Here is a 19710-nt window from a genome sequence, read left to right as displayed (position 1 = left end):
CGTGAGCCCGCTCCGTGACAGGATTCAGGAAGGCCCCGCAGCCCCGGAAGGCATGCGCCGGTGGCCACGTAACCACCGCGTCGCGAAGTCGACCGCGTCGGTGAACGGGAAGAGCCGGGCGTACGCCGATCCCACCGGCCCCGTACGCACGGCCCCACCACCGGCCGCACGTTCGAAATCGGCGCCCAGCGCCGCGAAATCGCTGTCGTCCAGGGCCACGTCCTCGTACTCCCACCACCGGCGCGGCCCGTCGCCCGCCACCACGCAGCGGTAGCGGCGCCGGGGTGGATCGGGGACCCGGTACTCCCCGAGGTGGAAGGCGCTGCACGTGTCGAAGCCGGTCCCGAGCAGCAGCACCCGGGCCTTCGCGTCGTACAGGTATCCCAGTGGGGAGTGCTCGCCCAGATGGCAGTCGGGCCGATGGTGTGCGACGACCTTCCCCGCCTCCCGGCCGAGCGCGGCGAACGAGGTCTGCGGATGGGCGCTGCGCCGCGCCCCGGGCGCCAGCCGCACGGTCTCGGCCAGTCGGCCCACCGAGGGCGCGGCGGACGTCGCGGGATCGTACGGAGGCATGACCGCCCGGACCGCCCGCCGGGCCTCGGCGTCGAGACCCCTGATCCGCTCCCGGTACTGCGGGGAGGTGTCGGAGTTCTCCGGAGTGAAGGCGGGCACGACGAGCGTCCCGTCGGGGCCCAGCGCGCCGCGCAGCGCCCGGAGCACGGACAGGGCGCGGCCGCCGACGGCGCGCAGCGAGGCGTGCACGAGCAGGACGCCACCGTCCTCCACGCCCAGCGCGGAGAGCTGTGCGGTGATCCGGCGCGTGCTCGGACGAGTGCTCGGGGGGATGCTCACGAGGGCACATTGTGCCTGCCCGTGTACCGACGGACACCACGGCTTTCCGGCCGTCGAGGAGCCCGGCCGCACGGCCGGAACCCGTGCCACGCCCGGTCGCCGCCCGGTGCCGGCGTCACGGTGCGCGCGTCAGTGCTCCAGGGACGGGATCTCGATCGCGGGACACCGGTCCATGACCATGTCGAGTCCCGCCGCACGCGTACGTTCGTACGCCGCCTCGTCGATCACACCGAGCTGGAACCAGACGGCCTTGGCGCCCACCGCGACGGCCTCGTCGGCGACACCGCCCGCCAGCTCGCTGTTGACGAACACGTCCACCACGTCGACCGGGAACGGGATGTCCGCCAACGACGCGTACCCCTGCTCGCCCCCGACCGCCTCCGCCTTCGGATGCACCGGGACCACCCGCTTGCCGAACCGGCGCAGCGCTTCCGCGACCCCGTGGGCCGCCCGGGACCGGTTGGTGGACAGGCCGACCACGGCCCAGGTGTCGCCACTGTCCTGAAGAATCCGTCGGATCGTCTGCGTGTCTGCGTACATGCCCGGACAACGGACGGCCGCCCCCGGCCATTCCCCACCGGCCGCATAGGCTGGCCCCATGCAGGAGCAGTACCGGACAGTCGCCCGAGAGGGCGTGCACGAGACCGAGATCAACCGGTCGCGCTTCATCTGCGCCCTCGCGCCCGCCGGCACCGAGCGGGAGGCGCAGGACTTCGTCGCACGGGTCCGCAGGGAACATCCGACCGCCACGCACAACTGCTTCGCGTACGTCATCGGCGCCGACGCCTCCGTGCAGAGGGCCAGTGACGACGGTGAGCCGGGCGGCACCGCCGGGGCCCCCATGCTCCAGATGCTGACACGCCGGGAGGTCCGCTACACGGTCGCCGTCGTCACCCGCTACTACGGCGGCGTGAAGCTCGGCGCGGGGGGACTGATCAGGGCGTACGGGGGAGTGGTCGGCGAAGCGCTCGACGCGGTCGGGACCCGTACCCGCCGACGGTTCCGGTTCGCCACCCTCACCGTCGACCACCAGCGCGCGGGCAGGCTGGAGAACGATCTGCGGGCCACCGGGCGGGCCGTTCGCGAGGTGCGGTACGCCGAGGCGGTGACCATCGAGATCGGGCTCCCGGACGCCGAGGTGGACGCCTTCCGGGCGTGGCTGGCCGACACCACGGCCGGTTCGGCGACGCTGGAACTGGGCGGCGAGGCGTACGGGGACGGCTGAAACCGCGGCCCCGGCCGGAGCGGCGTCCGCTGTCCGGGGAACGGTTGGCGGACCAACGATGACCGCCGGGCGGTCCCCGGCGGTCAGGCAGGCGGATGGGCCCGGCGCAACTGCGGGGAAGCCGGCCGTGCCCCGCTGTCCGACCCCGGTGGCAGACTGAGGGCCGTGACCGATCGGGTCCCCGGCAGGCGTTGACGTGGTCGACGCCGACGGCGGACCCGCGCCCGTCCGGCGCACGAGCCGGAAGCGTCCGTACGAGAGGGAGACATGCAGGCCGGAGCGGCACCTTGAGAATGTTGCACACCTCCGACTGGCATCTGGGACGGTCCTTCCACCGGGCTTCCCTGCTCGACGCCCAGGCGGCCTGCCTCGATCACCTGATCGCGACGGTCCGCGAGCGCCAGGTCGACGTGGTCCTGGTGGCCGGTGACGTGTACGACCGGGCGGTGCCGTCGCTCGCCGCGGTCGAACTCTTCGACGACGCGCTGCACCGGCTCGCCGACGAGGGCGTGCCCACCGTGATGATCTCCGGCAACCACGACTCGGCCCGCAGACTGGGGGTCGGCGCCGGACTCATCGGGCGGGCCGGCATCCACCTGCGTACCGACCCGGCCGACTGCGCCACCCCGGTCGTCCTGTCCGACGCCCACGGGGACGTGGCGTTCTACGGGCTGCCGTACCTGGAACCCGCACTCGTCAAGGACGTACTCAAAGCCGAGCGGACCGGCCACGAGGCGGTGCTGACCGCCGCCATGGACCTGGTCCGCGCCGACCTCTCGGCCCGGCCCGCCACCACCCGCTCCGTGGTCCTGGCCCATGCCTTCGTCGCCGGCGGCGAGCCCAGCGACAGCGAACGCGACATCACCGTCGGCGGGGTCGCCGCCGTGCCCGCCGGGGTCTTCGACGGCGTCGACTACACGGCCCTGGGGCATCTGCACGGCTGCCAGACCGTCACCGAGCGCGTGCGCTACTCCGGCTCCCCGGTCGCGTACTCGTTCTCCGAGGCCGCCCACCGCAAGACGATGTGGCTGATCGGCCTCGGCCCGTCGGGGGAGATCGACGCCGAACGGATCGACTGCCCGGTGCCGCGCCCGCTCGCCCGGCTCCGCGGCCGGCTCGGCGCACTGCTCGACGACCCCGCGCTCGACCGGCACCAGGAATCCTGGGTGGAGGCCACCCTCACCGACCCGGTGCGCCCGGACGAGCCGATGGCCCGGCTCGCGGAGCGGTTCCCGCACACCCTCAGCCTGGTCTTCGACCCCGAACGGGCCCCCGACGACCCGCAAGCCTCGTACGCCCAGCGCCTCAAGGGGCGCGACGACCAGCAGATCGCGGAGGACTTCGTGTCCCATGTACGGGGCGGCAGCGGGCCGGACGACCGGGAGCGGGCGGTGCTGCGCGGCGTCCTGGACGACGTACGGGTCGACGACGGTGTGCGTGAGGTGTCGCGTTGAGGCTCCACCGGCTCGCCGTCACCGCGTTCGGCCCGTTCGGCGCCACCCAGGAGGTCGACTTCGACGCGCTCTCCTCCGCCGGGCTCTTCCTGTTGCACGGCCCGACCGGCGCCGGGAAGACATCCGTGCTGGACGCCGTCTGCTTCGGACTGTACGGCGCGGTTCCGGGGGCCCGTCAGAGCCCCGGCACCTCACTGCGCAGCGACCACGCACCGGCCGGACTGCCCACCGAGGTACGACTGGAGCTGACCGTCGGCGGTCGGCGGCTGGAGGTCACCCGGCGCCCCGCCCAGCCGCGCCCCAAGAAGAAGCGCGAGGGCTTCACCACGGAGAGGGCGCAGAGCTGGCTGCGCGAGTACGACGCCGAGAGCGGCTGGCGGGCCCTCAGCCGCTCCCACCAGGAGATCGGCGAGGAGATCAGCCAACTGGTCGGCATGAACCGGGACCAGTTCTGCCAGGTGGTGCTGCTGCCGCAGGGGGACTTCGCCCGTTTTCTGCGCGCCGACGCGGAGGCCCGCGGCAAGCTGCTCGGCAGGCTCTTCGACACCCGTAGGTTCGCCGCCGTCGAGGAACGCCTCGCCGAACTGCGTCGCCGGGCGGAGGCCCAGGTCACCGCGGCGGACGAACGGATTCTCGCGGTCGCCCAGCGGATCGCCCAGGCGGCGGGACCGGCGGGCCTGGAGGCGGCGTTCCCCGACGCCCAGCCCGGCGAACCCGGACTCGCCGAAGGGGTCCTGGAATGGGCGGCGGTCGCACGCGGTGGCGCCAGGGAACGGTTCGACATCGCCCGGTGCGTGCTGTCCGCTGCGGAACAGCGGCAGGCCGCCGCACAGGTGGCCCTCGACACCGAACGCGAACTGACCAGGCTCCAGCAGCGCTACGAGGAGACCCGGCGCCGGGCCGACGCGCTCGAAGCGGACCGCGTAGGACACGACCAGGACCGCGACCGGCTCGAAAGCGCCCGCAAGGCCGACCTCGTCACCCCCGCCCTCACCCTGCGGGAGGCGGCGGAGCGGACCCGCCGCGGCACGGGCGAGGCCCGGGAACGCTCCCGCGCCCTGCTGCCCGCCCCGCTCGCCGACGCCGGGGCCGGACAGCTCGCCACCCGCGAGCGTGAACTCCGCCAGGAGCTCGGCGCCCTCGAAGCGGCCCGCAGAGCCGAGCGGCGCAGCGCGGCCATCGACTCCGAGCGGGCCGAGCTGGAACGCCAGTCCCGGGCCGACGACGCGCTGATCGCGGAGGCGGCGGGCTGGCTGGCCGACTGGGAGACCAGCCGCAAGGAACTGGCCGACCGCATCGGGACGGCGCAGGAGGCCGCGACCCGGGCCGAACAACTGGCGGGCCGGCTGGGCCCCGCGCGCGGACGACTGGAGGCGGCCCGCCGCCGAGACGCGCTCGCCGCCCGCATCGCCGACGCCAAGGACCGGCTGACCGCCGCCCGTGAAGAGGCGGCGGCCGCCCACGAGAACTGGCTGGGGCTGCGGGAGCGCCGACTGCGCTCCATCGCCGCCGAACTGGCGGCGGAACTCGTCGCCGGCGCCCCCTGCACGGTCTGCGGCTCGGCCGACCACCCGGAACCCGCCCGCGCCGAGGCCGGTCACGTCGACCGGGCCACCGAGGAGGCGGCCCTCGCCGCCCACCGCCGGGCGGAGGAGGCCCGGACAGTGGCGGAGAGCGCGCTGTCCGCCGTGGGCGAGAAGTACGCGGTGGCTCGCGCGGAGGCCCGGGGAGTCTCCCTGGGTGGGGAAGAGGACGGGGAGGGGGAGGAGGGCACGACCCGGGGCCGGGACGCGGAGGAGGCCACGGCTCCGGACGGGAACCGGGACGAGAACACCGCTCCCGGCGGGGGCGGGCTCGGGAACACGGCTCCCGGCGGGAGCGGGGCCACGACTCCGGGCGTGGGCGGGGCCACGGCTCCCGGCGAGGGCGGGGGCAGGAACGCGACTCCCTGCGGGGGCGGGGCCACAGCTCCGGGCGTGAAGGGGGACACGACCCGGGACAGGAGTGAAAACGAGGTCACGGCTCCGGACGGGAGCGGGGGCGGGAACACGGCTCCCGGCGGGGACGGGGCCATGGCTCCCGGCGGAATCGGGGGCCGGGAGGCGGCCGGGCATGCGGATCGGGTCCATGGGGTGCTCGCGGTGTCGGCGGGGCCCGCGATCCCCGCCCGCAGGAACGGTGACGAGGACCTGGGACCGTCGCGTACCACCGCCGAAGCCCCGGCCGACCCCGACCCGGCGGCAACGCCCGGTGTCCCGGCAACGCCCGGCGTCCCGGTCACGCCCGGCGTCCCGGCCGCCCCCGGCGTCGCGACCGCACCCGGCATCCCGGCCACCCCCAGCGTCGCGACCGCACCCGGCGACACTGCGGCGACGCCAGGTGTCACCGGCCCGGACGCGGTTCCGGCCGCCCGGAGTGAGGCGGCGCCCTTGTCGGCGTCCCGCCACGGCGCCGTACCGGACGATGGCGTACGGGACGGGGCCCGGACCGGCCCGGCGACCGGAGCGGTCCCGGCCCGCGCTGCCCGCCCGGCTCCCCACCCGCGCGTCTCCCCTGGGTCCTTCCCGGCGCCCGGTGACGACCCTTCCGTCGCCGAACTCGAAGCCCTCCTGGGTGAACTGACTCACGCGCACGAGAGCGCTCACCGCACGGCCGCCGGAACGCACGCGGCCCGCGAGGCGCTCGCCGCAGCCGAGCGCGAGCATGCCGAACGGCTCGACGACCAGCAGCGGGCCGAACGCCGGGCGGCCGCCCGCACCTCGCAGCGAGAATCCCTCGACCGCGAACAGGCAGCCCTGAGCGAGGAGTTGGCGACCGCACGCGGTGGCTCCCACAGCGTGGCCGAGCGCATCGCCCTGCTGGAGCGCCAGGTCACCCTGCTCGCCGAGGCCGCCGACGCGGTGCGTGCCGACGAGGAGGCCCGGCGGCAGCGCCAGGAGGCCGATGACCAGCTCGCCGAAGCCGTGGCCCGCGCCGGGTTCGACAGCCCCGAGGCCGCCGAGGCGGTACTCCTCACCGACGCGGAACAGCGCGAGCTCCAGCGCCGGACCGCTGCCTGGCAGGCCGAGGCGGCGGCCGTCGCCGACCGGTTGGCGGAGGCCGACACCAGGGCCGCCGCCCACCGTCCGCCCGCCGACCCGGACGCCGCGCGGGCCGTGTACGACACGGCCGAGCGGCTGCTGCGGAACAGCGCCACCGCACTCGCCGCTGCCCGCGAACGCTGCGCCGAACTCGACAGGCTCGCCCACCGCGCCACGGAGGAGGTGCGTGGGCTGGGACCGCTGCGTGAGGAGTACGAGCGGGTGGCACGGCTCGCCGGACTCACCGCGGGCACCTCGGCCGACAACGAACGCAAGATGCGGCTGGAGTCGTACGTCCTCGCCGCCCGGCTCGAACAGGTGGCCGCCGCCGCCACCGCCCGGCTCGCGAGGATGTCGTCGGGCCGCTACACCCTGGTCCACTCCGACGCTCGTACCGGCGGGCGCCGGGCCGGTCTCGGCCTCCACGTGGTCGACTCCTGGACGGGCCGGGAGCGCGACACCGCGACGCTCTCCGGTGGTGAGACCTTCTTCGCCTCACTGGCCCTGGCCCTCGGTCTCGCCGACGTCGTGACCGACGAGGCGTGCGGCGTGCGGCTGGACACCCTGTTCATCGACGAGGGCTTCGGCAGCCTCGACGACCAGACCCTGGACGAGGTGCTGGACGTCCTGGACTCGCTCCGCGAACGGGACCGCAGTGTCGGCATCGTCAGCCATGTCGCCGATCTGCGCCGACGCATCCCCGCACAGCTGGAAGTGGTGAAGGAACGCCACGGTTCGGCGGTGCGGCAGCGTGCGACCGACGGGGCCGGCCGCTGACCGCGGGGCATCCGGGCCCGTGCGGCCGGGCCCGGATGCCGCCTCGCGCGTTAAGGGCTGACGGGGCGTCAGAGCTGTGACAGCACGTCCACCAGATCGTCCAGCCCGAGCGACCCCTGCGAGAGGGCCGCCATGTGCCAGGCCTTCGCGTCGAACGCCTCGCCGTGCGCCTCACGGGCGTTCGCCCGGCCGAGCAGCCACGCGCGCTCGCCGAGCTTGTAACCGATGGCCTGGCCCGGCATCGACAGATAACGGGTCAGCTCGCTCTCGACGAAGTCGGCGGGCCGGCCGCTGTGGTTGCCGAAGAACTCCTGCGCCAGCTCCGGCGTCCACCGCTCGCCGGGACGGAACGGCGAATCCGCCGGAATCTCCAGCTCCAGATGCATGCCGATGTCCACGATGACCCGGCAGGCCCGCATCATCTGCGCGTCCAGATACCCCAGCCGGCGCTCCGCGTCGGGGAGGAAGCCCAACTCGTCCATCAGCCGCTCCGCGTACAGCGCCCAGCCTTCGAGGTTGGCGCTGACCAGCCCGACCGACGCCTGGTAGCGGGAGAGGTGTTCGGCGACATGGGTCCACTGGGCGATCTGGAGGTGGTGCCCCGGCACGCCCTCGTGGTACCAGGTCGACACCAGGTCGTACACCGGGAACCGGGTCTCGCCCATCGTGGGCAGCCAGGTGCGGCCCGGCCGGGAGAAGTCCTCGGAGGGGCCCGTGTAGTACGGGGCCGCAGCGCCCCCCGGCGGGGCGATCCGGGACTCCACCCTCCGTACCCGCTCGGCGAGTTCGAAGTGGGTACCGTCGAGTGCCTCGATCGCCTCGTCCATCAGCCCCTGCAACCACGCCCGGACCTCGTCGACGCCCTCGATGTGCTCGCCGTGCACGTCGAGGTGGGCCAACGCCTCCCAGGGGCCCGCGCCCGGCAGGACCTTCTCGGCCTCGGTCCTCATCTCGGCGAGCAGCCGGTGGTATTCGGACCAGCCGTACGCGTACGCCTCGTCGAGGTCGAGATCGGTGCCGTTGTAATAACGCGACCAGCGTGCGTAGCGCTCCCGCCCCACCGTGTCCGGGGCGCCCTCGACCGCGGGGGCGTACACCTCGCGCACCCAGTCGCGCAGCGCCACCAGGGCCTCGGTGGCCTGCCGGGCCGCGTCGTCCAGTTCGGCGCGCAGGGTCTCAGGACCGGGGGCGACGAAGTCCTGGAACCAGCCGTGCCCGTTCTCCCCGCCCCATTCGGCCAACTGGTCGAGGAAGGTGCCGGTGGCGCGCGGGCCCCCGTACAGCTTCCGTTCCAGACCGAGTCCGAGCGAGACGCGGTAGCCCTCCAGGGAGGCCGGGACCGCCCGCAGCCGCTCGACGAGGGCGGCCCAGTCCTCCTCCGTGTCGGTCGGCGTCACCGTGAACACCTCACGGATGGAGTGCGCGGGGGAGTGGAGGTTGGAGACGGTACGCAGTCCCTCCTCGCTCTCGTGGACGGCGAGTTCCGCCGTCAGGCGCTCGCGCAGCAGACGGGCGCAGCGGCGCTCGGCCTCGCTGTCGGCGCCGGGCAGCCGCTCGGACGCGTCGAGTTCCGCGAGAGTGGCACGGGCGAGTCCGGCGAGGGCCTCCTGGCCGGCGGGCGAGAAATCGGGAAGGCGGCGAGAGCTCTCCGCGACACCGAGATAGGTGCCGGTGATCGGGTCGAGTTCGATGAGCGCGTCGACGTAGGCGTCGGCGACCTGGCGGGGCAGCGAGCTGCTCGTGGTGTCTGGCATGTGGACATCCTCGTACGACGGAGCCCTTGAAGTCACTACCGTCCGAACCCGGCCGCCCGGCCTTTCGTGACGGGATCGGCAGTGGTCACGGCGGTGGGCCCGGTTCGCCCGCCGACGGCGGGAGCAGCGGACCGCACTCCCACTGCTGGAAGACCAACCGCGTCTCCACCCGGGCCACTTCGCGCCGGGAGGTGAACTCGTCGAGCACCAGCCGCTGGAGATCCGCCGTCCCCGCCACGGCCACCTGGACCAGATAGTCGTCGGGACCGGTGAGATGGAACAGCGCCCGGGTCTCCGGCAGGGCCCGGACCCGCTCCACGAAGGGCCCGATGAGTTCGCGGCGGTGCGGCCGGACCTGCACCAGGAGCAGGGCCTCAAGTCCGCGGCCGAGCCGCGCCGGATCGAGTCGCAGCTGGTGCCCGAGGATGACCCCCGCGCGCCGCAGCCGGGCCACCCGGTCCAGACACGTCGAGGCGGCCACGCCGACCTCGGCGGCGAGATCGCGGTACGTGGTCCGGGCATCGTTCTGCAACAGGCGGAGAATGTGCAGATCGACCGGATCGAGAGCGACGGATTCGGTCACCGGCCGAACGTAGCACGGCGTCCCACCGCTCATGCCCGGCAGTTGTTCAGAGTGGCGCCATGGACACCGAAGCCCCGTTGCCGCCCTCGGCCGCGCCCCGGACCAGGGCGCTCGCCACCGAAGCCGTGCACGCCGGACGTGACGATCTCGCGTCACTGGGCCTGCACGCCCCGCCGATCGATCTGTCCACGACCTATCCCTCGTACGACTCCCGGGCCGAGGCCGAGCGGATCGACGCCTTCGCCGCCACCGGCGGCAGGCTCGACGGGCCGCCGGTGTACGCCCGCCTCGACAACCCGACGACGGCCCGCTTCGAGACCGCTCTGGCCCGGCTCGAAGGAACGGAGAGCGCCGTCGCGTTCGCCAGCGGAATGGCGGCGCTCACCGCCGTGCTGCTGGCCCGCGCGAGCCTGGGACTGCGCCATGTGGTGGCGGTACGACCGCTCTACGGCTGCAGCGACCACCTGCTCGGCGCGGGTCTGCTGGGCACCGAGGTGACCTGGACCGATCCGGCGGGGATCGCGGACGCCGTCCGGCCGGACACCGCCCTGGTGATGGTGGAGACCCCCGCCAACCCGACGCTCGCCGAGATCGACATCCGGGCCGTCGCGCACTCCTGCGGTTCGGTGCCGCTGCTCGTCGACAACACGTTCGCCACCCCTGTCCTCCAGCGGCCGGTCGAGCACGGGGCCCGCGTCGTGCTGCACAGCGCCACGAAGTACCTCGGCGGGCACGGCGATGTGATGGGCGGGGTCGTGGCCTGCGACGAGGAGTTCGCGGCGCGGCTGCGGCAGGTGCGGTTCGCGACCGGCGGCGTGCTGCACCCGATGGCCGGATACCTGCTGCTGCGCGGACTGTCGACGCTGCCGGTGCGGGTCCGCGCCGCGTCCGGGAGCGCCGCCGAACTGGCCCGCAGACTGACCGCCGATCCGCGCGTCGCCCGGGTGCACTACCCGAGGATCAGCGGGGCGATGGTCTCCTTCGAGGTGTACGGAGATCCGCACCGGGTGATCGGCGCGGTACGGCTGATCACCCCCGCGGTCAGTCTCGGCAGCGTCGACAGCCTGATCCAGCACCCGGCCTCGATCAGCCACCGCATCGTGGACGAGGGGGACCGGCGGTCGGCGGGTGTCGGCGAGCGGCTGCTGCGGATGTCCGTCGGCCTGGAGGACGTCGAGGACCTGTGGGCGGACCTCAGTCAGGCGCTCAGCGATCCGCCCGCTCGTACGGGGGCAGAGACCGGGACACGGACGCGTTCAGCCGCGCGGTGACGACCAGCGTGCCTTCCTCGATCTGGTAGTCGAGCGGTCGGCCCAGGCCGCGCATCGTGGCGACCATGCCGGTGTTGGCGGCCTGAGTCACGGCGTAGACGTTCTCGCAGTCCGCCTCGACGGCGAGTTCGACCAGGCGGTGGAGAAGCCGCGAGCCGATCCCCCGGCGCTGCCAGCCGTCCTCGACGAGCAGGGCGACCTCGGTCTCGTCGCCGTCCCAGAGCAGATGGCCGAGCGCGACGAGCTGTCCGGAGGAGGTCCGCACGGCGAGGGAACGGCCGTACCGGGGGCTCAGCAGATGGTCCAGATAGCGGTCGGCGTCGCCCACGGGGCCGTGGTAGCGCAGCCGCAGGGTGTGCTCCGAGCACCGGTCGTGCATCGCCCGGGCCGCCGTGAGATCGCTCCGGTCGGCGCGGCGCACGGTGACCGGGTCGCCCTCGGGAAGGGTCAGGACGGCCTCGTCGCGTGGGACCCGGGGACCGAGCCGGGCATCGAGTTCGACCAGGGCGCGGGCACGGGCGAACTCGGTCGGGGTGAAGGGGAGATACGGCCGCTCGACGGTGATGACGCCGCCTGACGGATCGCGCAGCCGCATCGAGGTCTCCTCCAGGACCCCTTCGACCGGCGCGGACGCGCCCGTCGGCCGGCCGTCGAAGGAGACGGCCGGAACCGAGTGGATGGTGCAGCGACCCAGCAGCTGGCGCAGGGCCAGGGGGAGTTCCGCCGCGTCCAGCGCCGTGCGGGTGGCGAGTCCGAGCACCCGGGTGGGGGTGTCCACCAGATCGTGCGCGTCGGCACGTTCGATCCAGGTGGAGCTGCCGCCCGCCTCCGAGATCTCGCGGCTCAACTGGCGTGCCTGGAGCGTGGCGGGGGCGCGGAGCAGGAACTCGTCCACCGTGCCCCGAGCCAGTGGGTGCGTCTGCAGGGTGAGGATGTCGATCCGGTGCCGGGCCAGCGCGACGCACAGCGAGGCGAGGCTGCCGGGCGCGTCACGGACGGTGGTACGCATCCGCCACAGGACCGGGCCCTCGGCGGGCACGGCCGGCGCCGTGACGGTGGGGTCTGTGCGGACGGGCGGCGGACCACCGGAAGGGTCCGGTGCCGGGACTCCGGCGGTGCGGTGCGACGCCGGGACGGCCGCACGTGCCGGTGGAGTGGCTGCGTGTGGCGGTGTGGCGGGCGTGTGTGGCGGTGGGGTGGCCACGTGCGGCGGTGGGGCGTGGCTGTGCCGCCGGGCCCACCAGATGTGGAAGGCGGCGGTCGCGGCCAGCGCCACCGCCGCCGCGATCAGCAGATACGGGCCGTCCGGCTGATGCCCGACGAGATTGGCGACCGCGTCGGCCACGGCGACCGCGGTGAACAGTGCGGCCAGTTCGGTGAGGTCCCGACGCCAGTGATGGGCTCGGTGGGCGCTCTTGGCGGAGGTCATATCGGTCATGCCGCCACTCTGACCGAGCGGTGTTGCCTGACCGCGAACGTCTTGTGTCCGACGGGTTAATGCGGATCTGGAGACCTATCGTCCGGTTTTCCCGGACCTGGGATTTCCCCGGCCCTGGGTTCTCGCGGACCGGGTTTTTCCTGGGCAGGGGCAGGGGCAGGGGCAGGGGCAGGGGCAGGGGCAGGGGCAGGGGCAGGGGCATCGGGCACAGGGCGCGGGGCCACGGGGCACGGGGTATTCGTTCGTCCGGTACGCGCGTTCCGGAGCCCGCGCTCGGTGCCCCGCGGGTCGGCCTCCGGGTTTGGTTCGCCGGAATGCGTACCAGTTGTACCGGTTGCGCTGGTTGTGGTGGGGCCGTCGGTCGTGAGCCGGACATCGCCCTGATTACGGCTGGACACCACCTGATGCCTCGGTTGGGATGGAGGTGTGACAACCGACAGCGCCGCCGAGGTCTTCGGGGAACACCGTTCCGTGCCCCCGGGGTCGCCCACCGGAGGCTCGGACGGATCACCGACGCGGAGGGTGTCGTGCGGGAAGTCCGGCTCCGCGGGTCCTGCGCGCCACGCCAGGACGGACGCGAACCCCCGCCTGCCCGATCCGGATCGTCACCCGTCACTCGTCACCGTCTCGCGGTCGATCGGCTCGACAGCGGGGTGGAGAGCGTCTTCCGGATGGATGCCAGGGGCGGGGTCGTTCGATGCGGCCGGTTTCCCGGGCTGCCCGGAGCTTCGCGCTCCTGCCCGGACGTGGGATTTCTTGCTGCGTACGCCTCACGACGGCGCGAACGTCCTGTGAACGCTCTGCGGTGAAGCCGCGTTTTCCTCCAGGAGGGATGAGGATTGGTCTTGACCAAGGGGATGTGTCGCCCTAAGGTCTCAGGTTAGACAGGAACCTTTAATAAATAGCGTCGCGGAAGATTCGCTGGGCGATTGCGGAGGACAGGGTGGGGACCACGCAGCTGGAATCGGTACAGGAGCCGAAATACTGGCACCTCAGGACCGTGCTCAGTGAGGCACTCGACTCGGACTTTACGGTGGGGGAAGTCCTGCCCAACGAGCGTGATCTCGCTGCCCGGTTCGGTGTCGCCCGAGCGACGCTCCGGCAGGCGCTCGAGCAGCTCGAACTCGAAGGCAGACTCCAGCGCCGCCGCGGTGTCGGGACCACGGTGGCCCCGCCGCGCGTGGGCGTCGCCGTCTCCACCGCCCAGCACGACTGGGCCGGCGGCGTCACCGGTGAGGCGTGGCAGCCCGTCGGCTCCACCACCGGGCCCGCACCGGCGTCGGTGGCGGTGCTGCTGGACACGGACATCGACGAGCTCGTGCACACCGTCCGCCGTACCCGTGTCACCAACGGACAGACGGTGGCGGCGGAGCTGCTGTACGTGCCCTCGTCGTCCGTCCCCGACCTCTCCGCGATCGACGCCCCGGCCGGCCCCGTCCGCGCCCGCGGTGTGCTGCGGGAGCTGCACCGTCTCGGTCTCGAAGGCCAGGACCGTTCGGTGGAGCTCGGCTCGGCGGGCACGGACGACGCCAAGGCGCTGGACCGGCTGCCCGGCGCGCCCGTACTCGTCGTGACCACCCGCTACTTCGCCGTGGGCGGCACCGCAGCGGTCTCCGTCGCCACGTACCGGGCGGACACCTGCCGCCTCACCTTCGGCGACGCGGGCGATCTGCAGATCAGCCACCAGGACGAGGAACGCAAGGCGTCCTGACCCCGGGACCGGACCGGCCGCGCCGGCTCCGCGCCCGGAGTGTCGCGGCCCGTCGCTGTCAGCGGCGGGCCGTTACCGTTCCCTCGACCGCGAACAGCTGCTCCTCGACATGGTCCAGGGCCAGCCGCAGCGCCCCCGTGGCCACCGCCGCCTCCCCGAGCAGGGACAACGTCACCTCGGGCGGGCGCAGACAGTAGCGCGCCAACTCGCCGCGCAGCGGCTCCAGCACACCGTCCAGCCCCGCCGCCCAGCCGCCGATCACCACCAGCTCGGGATCGAGCGCCAGCACCAGCGCAGCCACATCGTGGACCAGCCGGTGGATGAACCGTTCGACGGCGGCCTGGGCCCGCACGTCGCCCTTACGGGCCTCCGCGAAGACCGCCGCCACGGCGGGCTCGTCCAGCGGGTCCAGCGGCTTGTCCGTGGTGGACAGCAGCTTCTCCGGAGTCACCTCGCGGCCCAGCAGGTGCAGGGCGCCGATCTCGCCCGCACCGCCGCCGAAACCGCGGTGCAACCGGCCACCGATCAGCGAACCGGCGCCCGGGCTCAGCCCCGCCAGTACGAAGACGATGTCGTCGGACTCGGTGGCGGCGCCCTTCCAGTGCTCCGCGACAGCGGCCGCGTTGGCGTCGTTCTCCACCAGGACCGGGCAGCGGAAGGAACGACGCAGCCGCTCACCCAGCGGCAGCCCGGTCCAGCCCGGCAGCGCGGTGCCCAGCCGTACGGTTCCGTCGGCCTCCACGATGCCCGGGCTGCCCACACCGACCGCCCGGAGACTGCTCCTGGAGACCCCGGTCCGGCGCAGCACCTCGGCGACGACGGTCCTGACCCGGTCCAGCCGGTCGTCGGCGGACGCCGTCTCCGACACGTCGCGCGACGCGGCACCGATGATCCGGCCGTCCAGCCCGGACATCAGCGCCGACACCCGGTGCGGGCCGATCTCGATGCCCATCAGGTGCCCGGCCTCGGCACGGAAGCGGAACCTGCGGGCGGGCCGTCCCTGCCGGCGGGCCTCGCCCTCGTCAGGCGCGGCCTCGACCACCAGGCCGGCCTCGAAGAGCCCTTCGACGACGCCCTCTACCGTCGGCCGTGACAGTCCCGTGATCCGGGTGAGGTCCGTGAGGGTGGGGGAACCGGCACCCCTGAGCGCGTGCAGCACCACTGCGGAATTGATCCGCCGCAACAGGGACGGGTCCCCACCGGTCAGCCGGCCCACGGTGTGTCCTCCCAGCTCGTGCGCATGTCTGCCGGATCGTACTCGCTGGCGGGAGCCGGGGCGACCGAGGCCCGGACCTACCCGTTTCCGGTCCTCGGGCTTATCGCGGGGCCACGAATCCGGACTCGTAGGCCGCGATCACCGCCTGGGTCCGATCCCTCGCCCCCAACTTCGCCAGAACCGCACTGACATGGGTCTTCACCGTCTCGACACCGACCACGAGCTTGGCGGCGATCTCAGCGTTGGACAGACCCCGCGCCATCAGTCGCAGCACCTGAGCCTCCCGCTCCGTGAGCGCCGCCCGGTCCATGGCCGTCCGCGCCGCGTTCGTCCCGTATTCGGCGGCGAGCTGCCGCACCGCCGCCGGGAACAGCAGCGACTCGCCCTCCGCCACCAGGCGCACCGCGTGCACGATCTCGGCGGGCCGGGCGCGCTTGAGGAGGAAGCCGTCGGCCCCGGCGCGCAGCGCCTCGTAGACGTACTCGTCGTTCTCGAACGTCGTCACCACGATGATCTTCGGCGGCTCGGGCACCGTACGCAGCACCACCTTGGTCGCCTCGATGCCGTCCATCAGCGGCATGCGTACATCCATGGCCACCACGTCGGGCCGCAACCGGCGCACCAGAGGGATCACGGCGGCGCCGTCGGCGGCCTCGCCCACGACCTCGATATCGGGCTGGGCCTCCAGGACCGCGCGCAGCCCCGCGCGCACGAGAGGTTCGTCGTCGACCAGAAGAACGGTAACCGCCATCCGGTCAGGGTATGCCGTCCAACGGAAGGCTCACGTGCACTCTCCACCCGCCTTCGTACGGGCCGGTGGTGGCCTTTCCACCCAGCAACGCCGCACGCTCACGTATCCCGCGAAGGCCCGTCCCCCCGCCCGGGGAGGCCACCGAAGCGCCGAGCGGATTCGTCACCTCCAGCTCCAACCACCCGTCCGCGACAATGATCCGTACCCCCACCGCCGCCGCCCCGGAGTGGCGCAACATGTTGGTCAGCGCTTCCTGAAGGATTCGATACCCCTCCCGCGACACGGCTCCGGGCACCGCGCCCAGCTGCCCCGAGACCTCGGAGTCGACCTTCACCCCGGAGCCCCGGGCCGATTCCAGCAACCGGCCCGCCTCGACGAGCGTCGGCTGCTGACCGATGGGTGTCCCGGACGACTCCCGCAGCACGCGGAGCACCCGCTCCAGATCGTCCAGGGCGTCCCGTCCCGTCTCCTCGATCGCGGCCAGCGCCCGCTCGGTGAACGCCGCGTCACCGGCCGCCCGTGCCGCGCCCGCCTGCACGACAGCGACCGTCAACGCGTGCCCGATCGAGTCGTGCAACTCGCGCGCGATGCGGTTTCGCTCCAGCAACTGCTCGGTGCGCTCCTCCAGGGCGGTCAACCGCTCGTAGCGCGAGGGACCGAGCAGTCTGCGGGCGAAAAGGGTGATCAAGTCGCCCAGCAGGACGCACAGGACGGGAAGAACCAGGAGCGGAACCACCGCCAGGGGGATGTACCACCAGTGAGGATCCAGCGAGTTGAACACCGTGACATCCGGCACGGTGTCGCCCCGGGCCCGCATCACCATCTCCACCGAGGTCAGGGGGAGCCAGGAGGTGAGCCCCGTGACGACCGCGGACAGAAGCAGACGGACCTCCAGCCAGAGGACGGTCCGCCAGCGATCTTCCCAGGTGGCCGCGGACGCGGTGCCGATCGAGGCGTACGGGGTGCCCCGCTCGTACGGGGTCAGGAGCAGTTGGGCCTGCAGCCCTTCCTCCAGGCGCACCGCCGGGATCAGACCGAGCGGAACGGCCAACAGCAACAGCACCCAGACATGCTCCATGTCGATGAACAGCCAAATCGCCACGAACGCCATGGGGATGCACAGGTGCAGCCAGCGTGTGTACGTGACCGGAGAGACCAGTCGACGGAGGAATCGGAGCATTCCGTCATCGTGCCAGCGACGTGATGGTGGTGGCTCCCCCGTGCGGGGGAGGCGATCTCCCCGGGCGGGGGAGGACCGGGACGTGGACGGCCAGGAGGCTGGAGCCATGACCAGCATCGACGTCCACGAACTCACCAAGGAATACGGCTCGACCCGCGCCGTGGACTGCCTCACCTTCAGCGTGCGGCCGGGCCGGATCACCGGCTTCCTCGGCCCCAACGGCGCCGGCAAGTCCACCACGATGCGCCTGGTCCTCGGCCTCGACCGGCCGACATCGGGCACGGCGACCATCGGAGGCCGCCACTACGCCGCACTCGACGCACCGCTGCGCCAGGTCGGCGCGCTCCTCGACCCACAGGCCGCGCACGGATCGCGGTCGGCACGAGAGCACCTGCTGGCCCTCGCCGTGAGCAACGGCATTCCGGCCCGCCGGGCGGACGAGGTGCTGGAGGAGTCCGGGATCGCGAGCGTCGCGAGGAAACGCGTCAGGACCTTCTCGCTCGGCATGCGCCAGCGCCTCGGGACAGCCGCGGCCCTTCTCGGCGATCCGGCGGTGCTGATCCTCGACGAGCCGTCCAACGGCCTGGACCCCGAAGGCATCATCTGGATCAGGGAACTGGTGCGCCGCCTGGCGGGACAGGGGAGAACGGTCCTGGTCTCCAGCCACCTGATGAACGAGACGGCGTCCTTCGCCGATCACCTGGTCGTCCTGGGCCGGGGACGGCTCCTCGCCGACACCTCGATGCGTGACTTCATCGACTCGCGCGTCCAGCCCAGGGTGCGGCTGCGGACCACGGAAGGCGACCGGCTGCGGAATGCCTTGCGGGACAAGGGGTTCACCGCTGTGCCTGCGGAGGACGGCCGCTGGACCGTCGAGGGCGCACGGGTGACGGAGATCGGGCCGATCGCGGTGGACAAGGGCATACCGCTCCTCGAACTCGCCGATGAGGAAGCCACATTGGAACAGGCATATCTCGACCTGACCGCTGACCAGGCGGAGTACAGCGCCGCCCGTACGGCCACGGACCAGGAGGCGTGAGCCATGTCGTTCCCCGCGGTTCTGCACGCCGAGTGGATCAAGATCCGCTCCCTTCGCTCACTCACCGGCTCGCTGACGGCGATCTTCCCGATGACCACCGGTCTGACCGTTCTGGTCTGCGCGGCCCTCGGCCGCCCGGAGCCCGATGTCACCGACTTCGACCCGGTCCTGTTCTCCTACTACGGTCTCAACTTCGGGCAGATGGCGGCCATCACCTTCGGCGCGGTGACGACGGCCACCGAGTACCGGAACGCCGGGATACGCGTATCGCTCACGGCTGTGCCACGGCGGGGGCTCTTCTACACGGGCAAGCTGGCCGTGATCGGCGGTCTCGTGTTCGCCGTAGGACTCATCACGAGCCTGACCAGCTTCCTGGCCGGACAGGCGCTCATGGACGAAGGATTCGGTATCGGTATCGGCGACCCGGGAGCTCTGCGGGCGGTCATCGGCTGCGCCCTCCATCTCACTCTGTGCAGCCTGCTGGCAGCCGGTCTCGCGACCGTGCTGCGCAGCGTCACGGGGGCGTTGAGCGTGCTCGTGCCGCTGTTCCTCATCCTGCCCTTCGTGGTCGGGGACGTGTCGCACGACGGCGGCGCCGCCGAGTTCCTGCCGGATCGTGCGGGACAGCAGATATTGCTCCAGGACTCCTCGGGCACGCTGGGGGCATGGAGTGGTATGGCCGTGCTCGCGGGATGGACGGTCCTCGCGACCGGGGCCGGTTGGTGGGCGCTGCGACGCAGGGACGCCTGACGAGAGGCCAGGTGTCAGTGGGACGGGGTTTACTGACGGTATGACCACCGCAGACCACCTTCGCCTCATCGACGGGATGCGCAGCCAGGAATTTCCCACCGAGCGGGTCCGGTCGGGCTCGGGAGCCAGTGGGCCCGGCTACCACACGGTGTCACTCCTCATGGACGGAGAACTCCTCGATGAGGAACACGCCGACGGGGATGTCGACGGGGACGAGGCGTGGCGCAGGGAACACCGGGCGCAGTGCCTCGCGGAACATGACGCGTTGCTGACCCTGCTCACCCTGCGCTGGGGCGAGCCCAGCCCGATCAGTCTGTGGAGTGCGCACGAGCGGATGATGGCGGGTGAGGACATACCCGAACCATGGGCCGACCCCGTCGCGGGTTGCGAGTACCTACAGCTCTGGCGCGTCGAGGAAAGGTGGATCGCCCTGGCGCTCCACCTGGAAGAGGAGGGAACGGGATGCGAACTGATCGTCCTGGTCACGGAAACCGATCCTCCCTGAGACTTGAATGCCTGGAGGCGGAGCAGCCCTCGGGGCAGGTCCCGATTCCTCAGGCGTCAGGTGTCCTCGCGAGGAGGGGCGGTCCTGTTTCCTCGGCGCCGGGCGTTTCCGCGGGGACGGGCGG

At 72.6% G+C, this 19710-nt stretch carries 16 protein-coding genes; 8 read left to right on the top strand and 8 right to left on the bottom strand.

What is annotated here, in order from left to right:
- Positions 1-24: 24 nt before the first annotated feature.
- A complete protein-coding gene (locus tag PZB75_RS02505) occupies positions 25-852 on the bottom strand; it encodes an AAC(3) family N-acetyltransferase (RefSeq protein WP_275533641.1) in 828 nt (275 codons plus the stop codon).
- A 129-nt stretch (positions 853-981) separates the two neighbouring features.
- Positions 982-1392, bottom strand: a complete 411-nt coding sequence (locus PZB75_RS02500; RefSeq protein ID WP_275533640.1) for a CoA-binding protein — start codon at positions 1390-1392, stop codon at positions 982-984.
- Positions 1393-1450: 58 nt separating this feature from the next.
- Between PZB75_RS02500 and PZB75_RS02495 the strand changes: the two genes are divergently transcribed.
- From PZB75_RS02495 to PZB75_RS02485, 3 genes are all read left to right on the top strand, one after another.
- Positions 1451-2077 (top strand): YigZ family protein, encoded by a 627-nt coding sequence (locus tag PZB75_RS02495; RefSeq protein WP_275533639.1) that lies wholly within the window; start codon positions 1451-1453, stop codon positions 2075-2077.
- A 287-nt stretch (positions 2078-2364) separates the two neighbouring features.
- Complete coding sequence (locus tag PZB75_RS02490; protein WP_275533638.1) at positions 2365-3531, top strand: exonuclease SbcCD subunit D; 1167 nt, start codon at positions 2365-2367, stop codon at positions 3529-3531.
- Entirely contained in the window at positions 3528-7388 is a 3861-nt protein-coding gene (locus PZB75_RS02485) for an AAA family ATPase (RefSeq protein WP_275533637.1), read from the top strand. The genes PZB75_RS02490 and PZB75_RS02485 overlap by 4 nt, the downstream gene beginning before the upstream one ends.
- 68 nt (positions 7389-7456) lie before the next feature.
- Here the strand turns inward: PZB75_RS02485 and PZB75_RS02480 are convergent, their stop codons facing one another.
- Together PZB75_RS02480 and PZB75_RS02475 are read right to left on the bottom strand one after the other, a co-directional pair.
- Positions 7457-9142, bottom strand: a complete 1686-nt coding sequence (locus PZB75_RS02480; RefSeq protein WP_275533636.1) for a DUF885 domain-containing protein — start codon at positions 9140-9142, stop codon at positions 7457-7459.
- Between the two features lie 85 nt (positions 9143-9227).
- Complete coding sequence (locus tag PZB75_RS02475; protein WP_275533635.1) at positions 9228-9725, bottom strand: Lrp/AsnC family transcriptional regulator; 498 nt, start codon at positions 9723-9725, stop codon at positions 9228-9230.
- Between the two features lie 59 nt (positions 9726-9784).
- Here PZB75_RS02475 and PZB75_RS02470 point away from each other — a divergent pair, with 59 nt between their 5' ends.
- Positions 9785-10996: a PLP-dependent transferase gene (locus PZB75_RS02470; protein WP_275533634.1), complete on the top strand. Its 1212-nt coding sequence runs from the start codon at positions 9785-9787 to the stop codon at positions 10994-10996.
- Here the strand turns inward: PZB75_RS02470 and PZB75_RS02465 are convergent.
- Positions 10932-12425 carry a GNAT family N-acetyltransferase gene (locus PZB75_RS02465; RefSeq protein WP_275538553.1) on the bottom strand — a complete coding sequence of 498 codons (1494 nt, stop codon included), beginning with the start codon at positions 12423-12425 and terminating at the stop codon, positions 10932-10934. The genes PZB75_RS02470 and PZB75_RS02465 overlap by 65 nt on opposite strands.
- Positions 12426-13377: 952 nt before the next feature.
- Between PZB75_RS02465 and PZB75_RS02460 the strand changes: the two genes are divergently transcribed.
- Positions 13378-14145, top strand: a complete 768-nt coding sequence (locus PZB75_RS02460) for a GntR family transcriptional regulator (RefSeq protein WP_275533633.1) — start codon at positions 13378-13380, stop codon at positions 14143-14145.
- Positions 14146-14203: 58 nt separating this feature from the next.
- Here the strand turns inward: PZB75_RS02460 and PZB75_RS02455 are convergent, their stop codons facing one another.
- The 3 genes from PZB75_RS02455 to PZB75_RS02445 all read right to left on the bottom strand — a co-directional run bounded on the left by PZB75_RS02455 (position 14204) and on the right by PZB75_RS02445 (position 17292).
- Entirely contained in the window at positions 14204-15361 is a 1158-nt protein-coding gene (locus PZB75_RS02455; protein WP_275533632.1) for an ROK family transcriptional regulator, read from the bottom strand.
- 100 nt (positions 15362-15461) lie between these two features.
- Complete coding sequence (locus tag PZB75_RS02450; protein ID WP_275533631.1) at positions 15462-16112, bottom strand: response regulator transcription factor; 651 nt, start codon at positions 16110-16112, stop codon at positions 15462-15464.
- 4 nt (positions 16113-16116) lie between these two features.
- A complete protein-coding gene (locus tag PZB75_RS02445; RefSeq protein ID WP_275533630.1) occupies positions 16117-17292 on the bottom strand; it encodes a histidine kinase in 1176 nt (391 codons plus the stop codon).
- A gap of 106 nt (positions 17293-17398) precedes the next feature.
- On the opposite strand from PZB75_RS02445, the gene PZB75_RS02440 reads away from it, so the two are divergent.
- The 3 genes from PZB75_RS02440 to PZB75_RS02430 are packed head-to-tail and all read left to right on the top strand — an operon-like array spanning position 17399 to position 19586.
- A complete protein-coding gene (locus tag PZB75_RS02440; protein ID WP_275533629.1) occupies positions 17399-18331 on the top strand; it encodes an ATP-binding cassette domain-containing protein in 933 nt (310 codons plus the stop codon).
- 3 nt (positions 18332-18334) lie between these two features.
- Positions 18335-19081, top strand: coding sequence for an ABC transporter permease (locus PZB75_RS02435; RefSeq protein WP_275533628.1), 747 nt, complete (start codon positions 18335-18337; stop codon positions 19079-19081).
- A 40-nt stretch (positions 19082-19121) separates the two neighbouring features.
- Positions 19122-19586 (top strand): hypothetical protein, encoded by a 465-nt coding sequence (locus tag PZB75_RS02430; RefSeq protein ID WP_275533627.1) that lies wholly within the window; start codon positions 19122-19124, stop codon positions 19584-19586.
- Positions 19587-19710 lie beyond the last annotated feature (124 nt).

The organism is Streptomyces sp. AM 4-1-1, assembly GCF_029167625.1.
Lineage (GTDB): Bacteria > Actinomycetota > Actinomycetes > Streptomycetales > Streptomycetaceae > Streptomyces.
The sequence above is the reverse complement of the archived record's forward strand: the minus strand, read 5'-3'. Positions and strand labels throughout refer to the sequence as shown.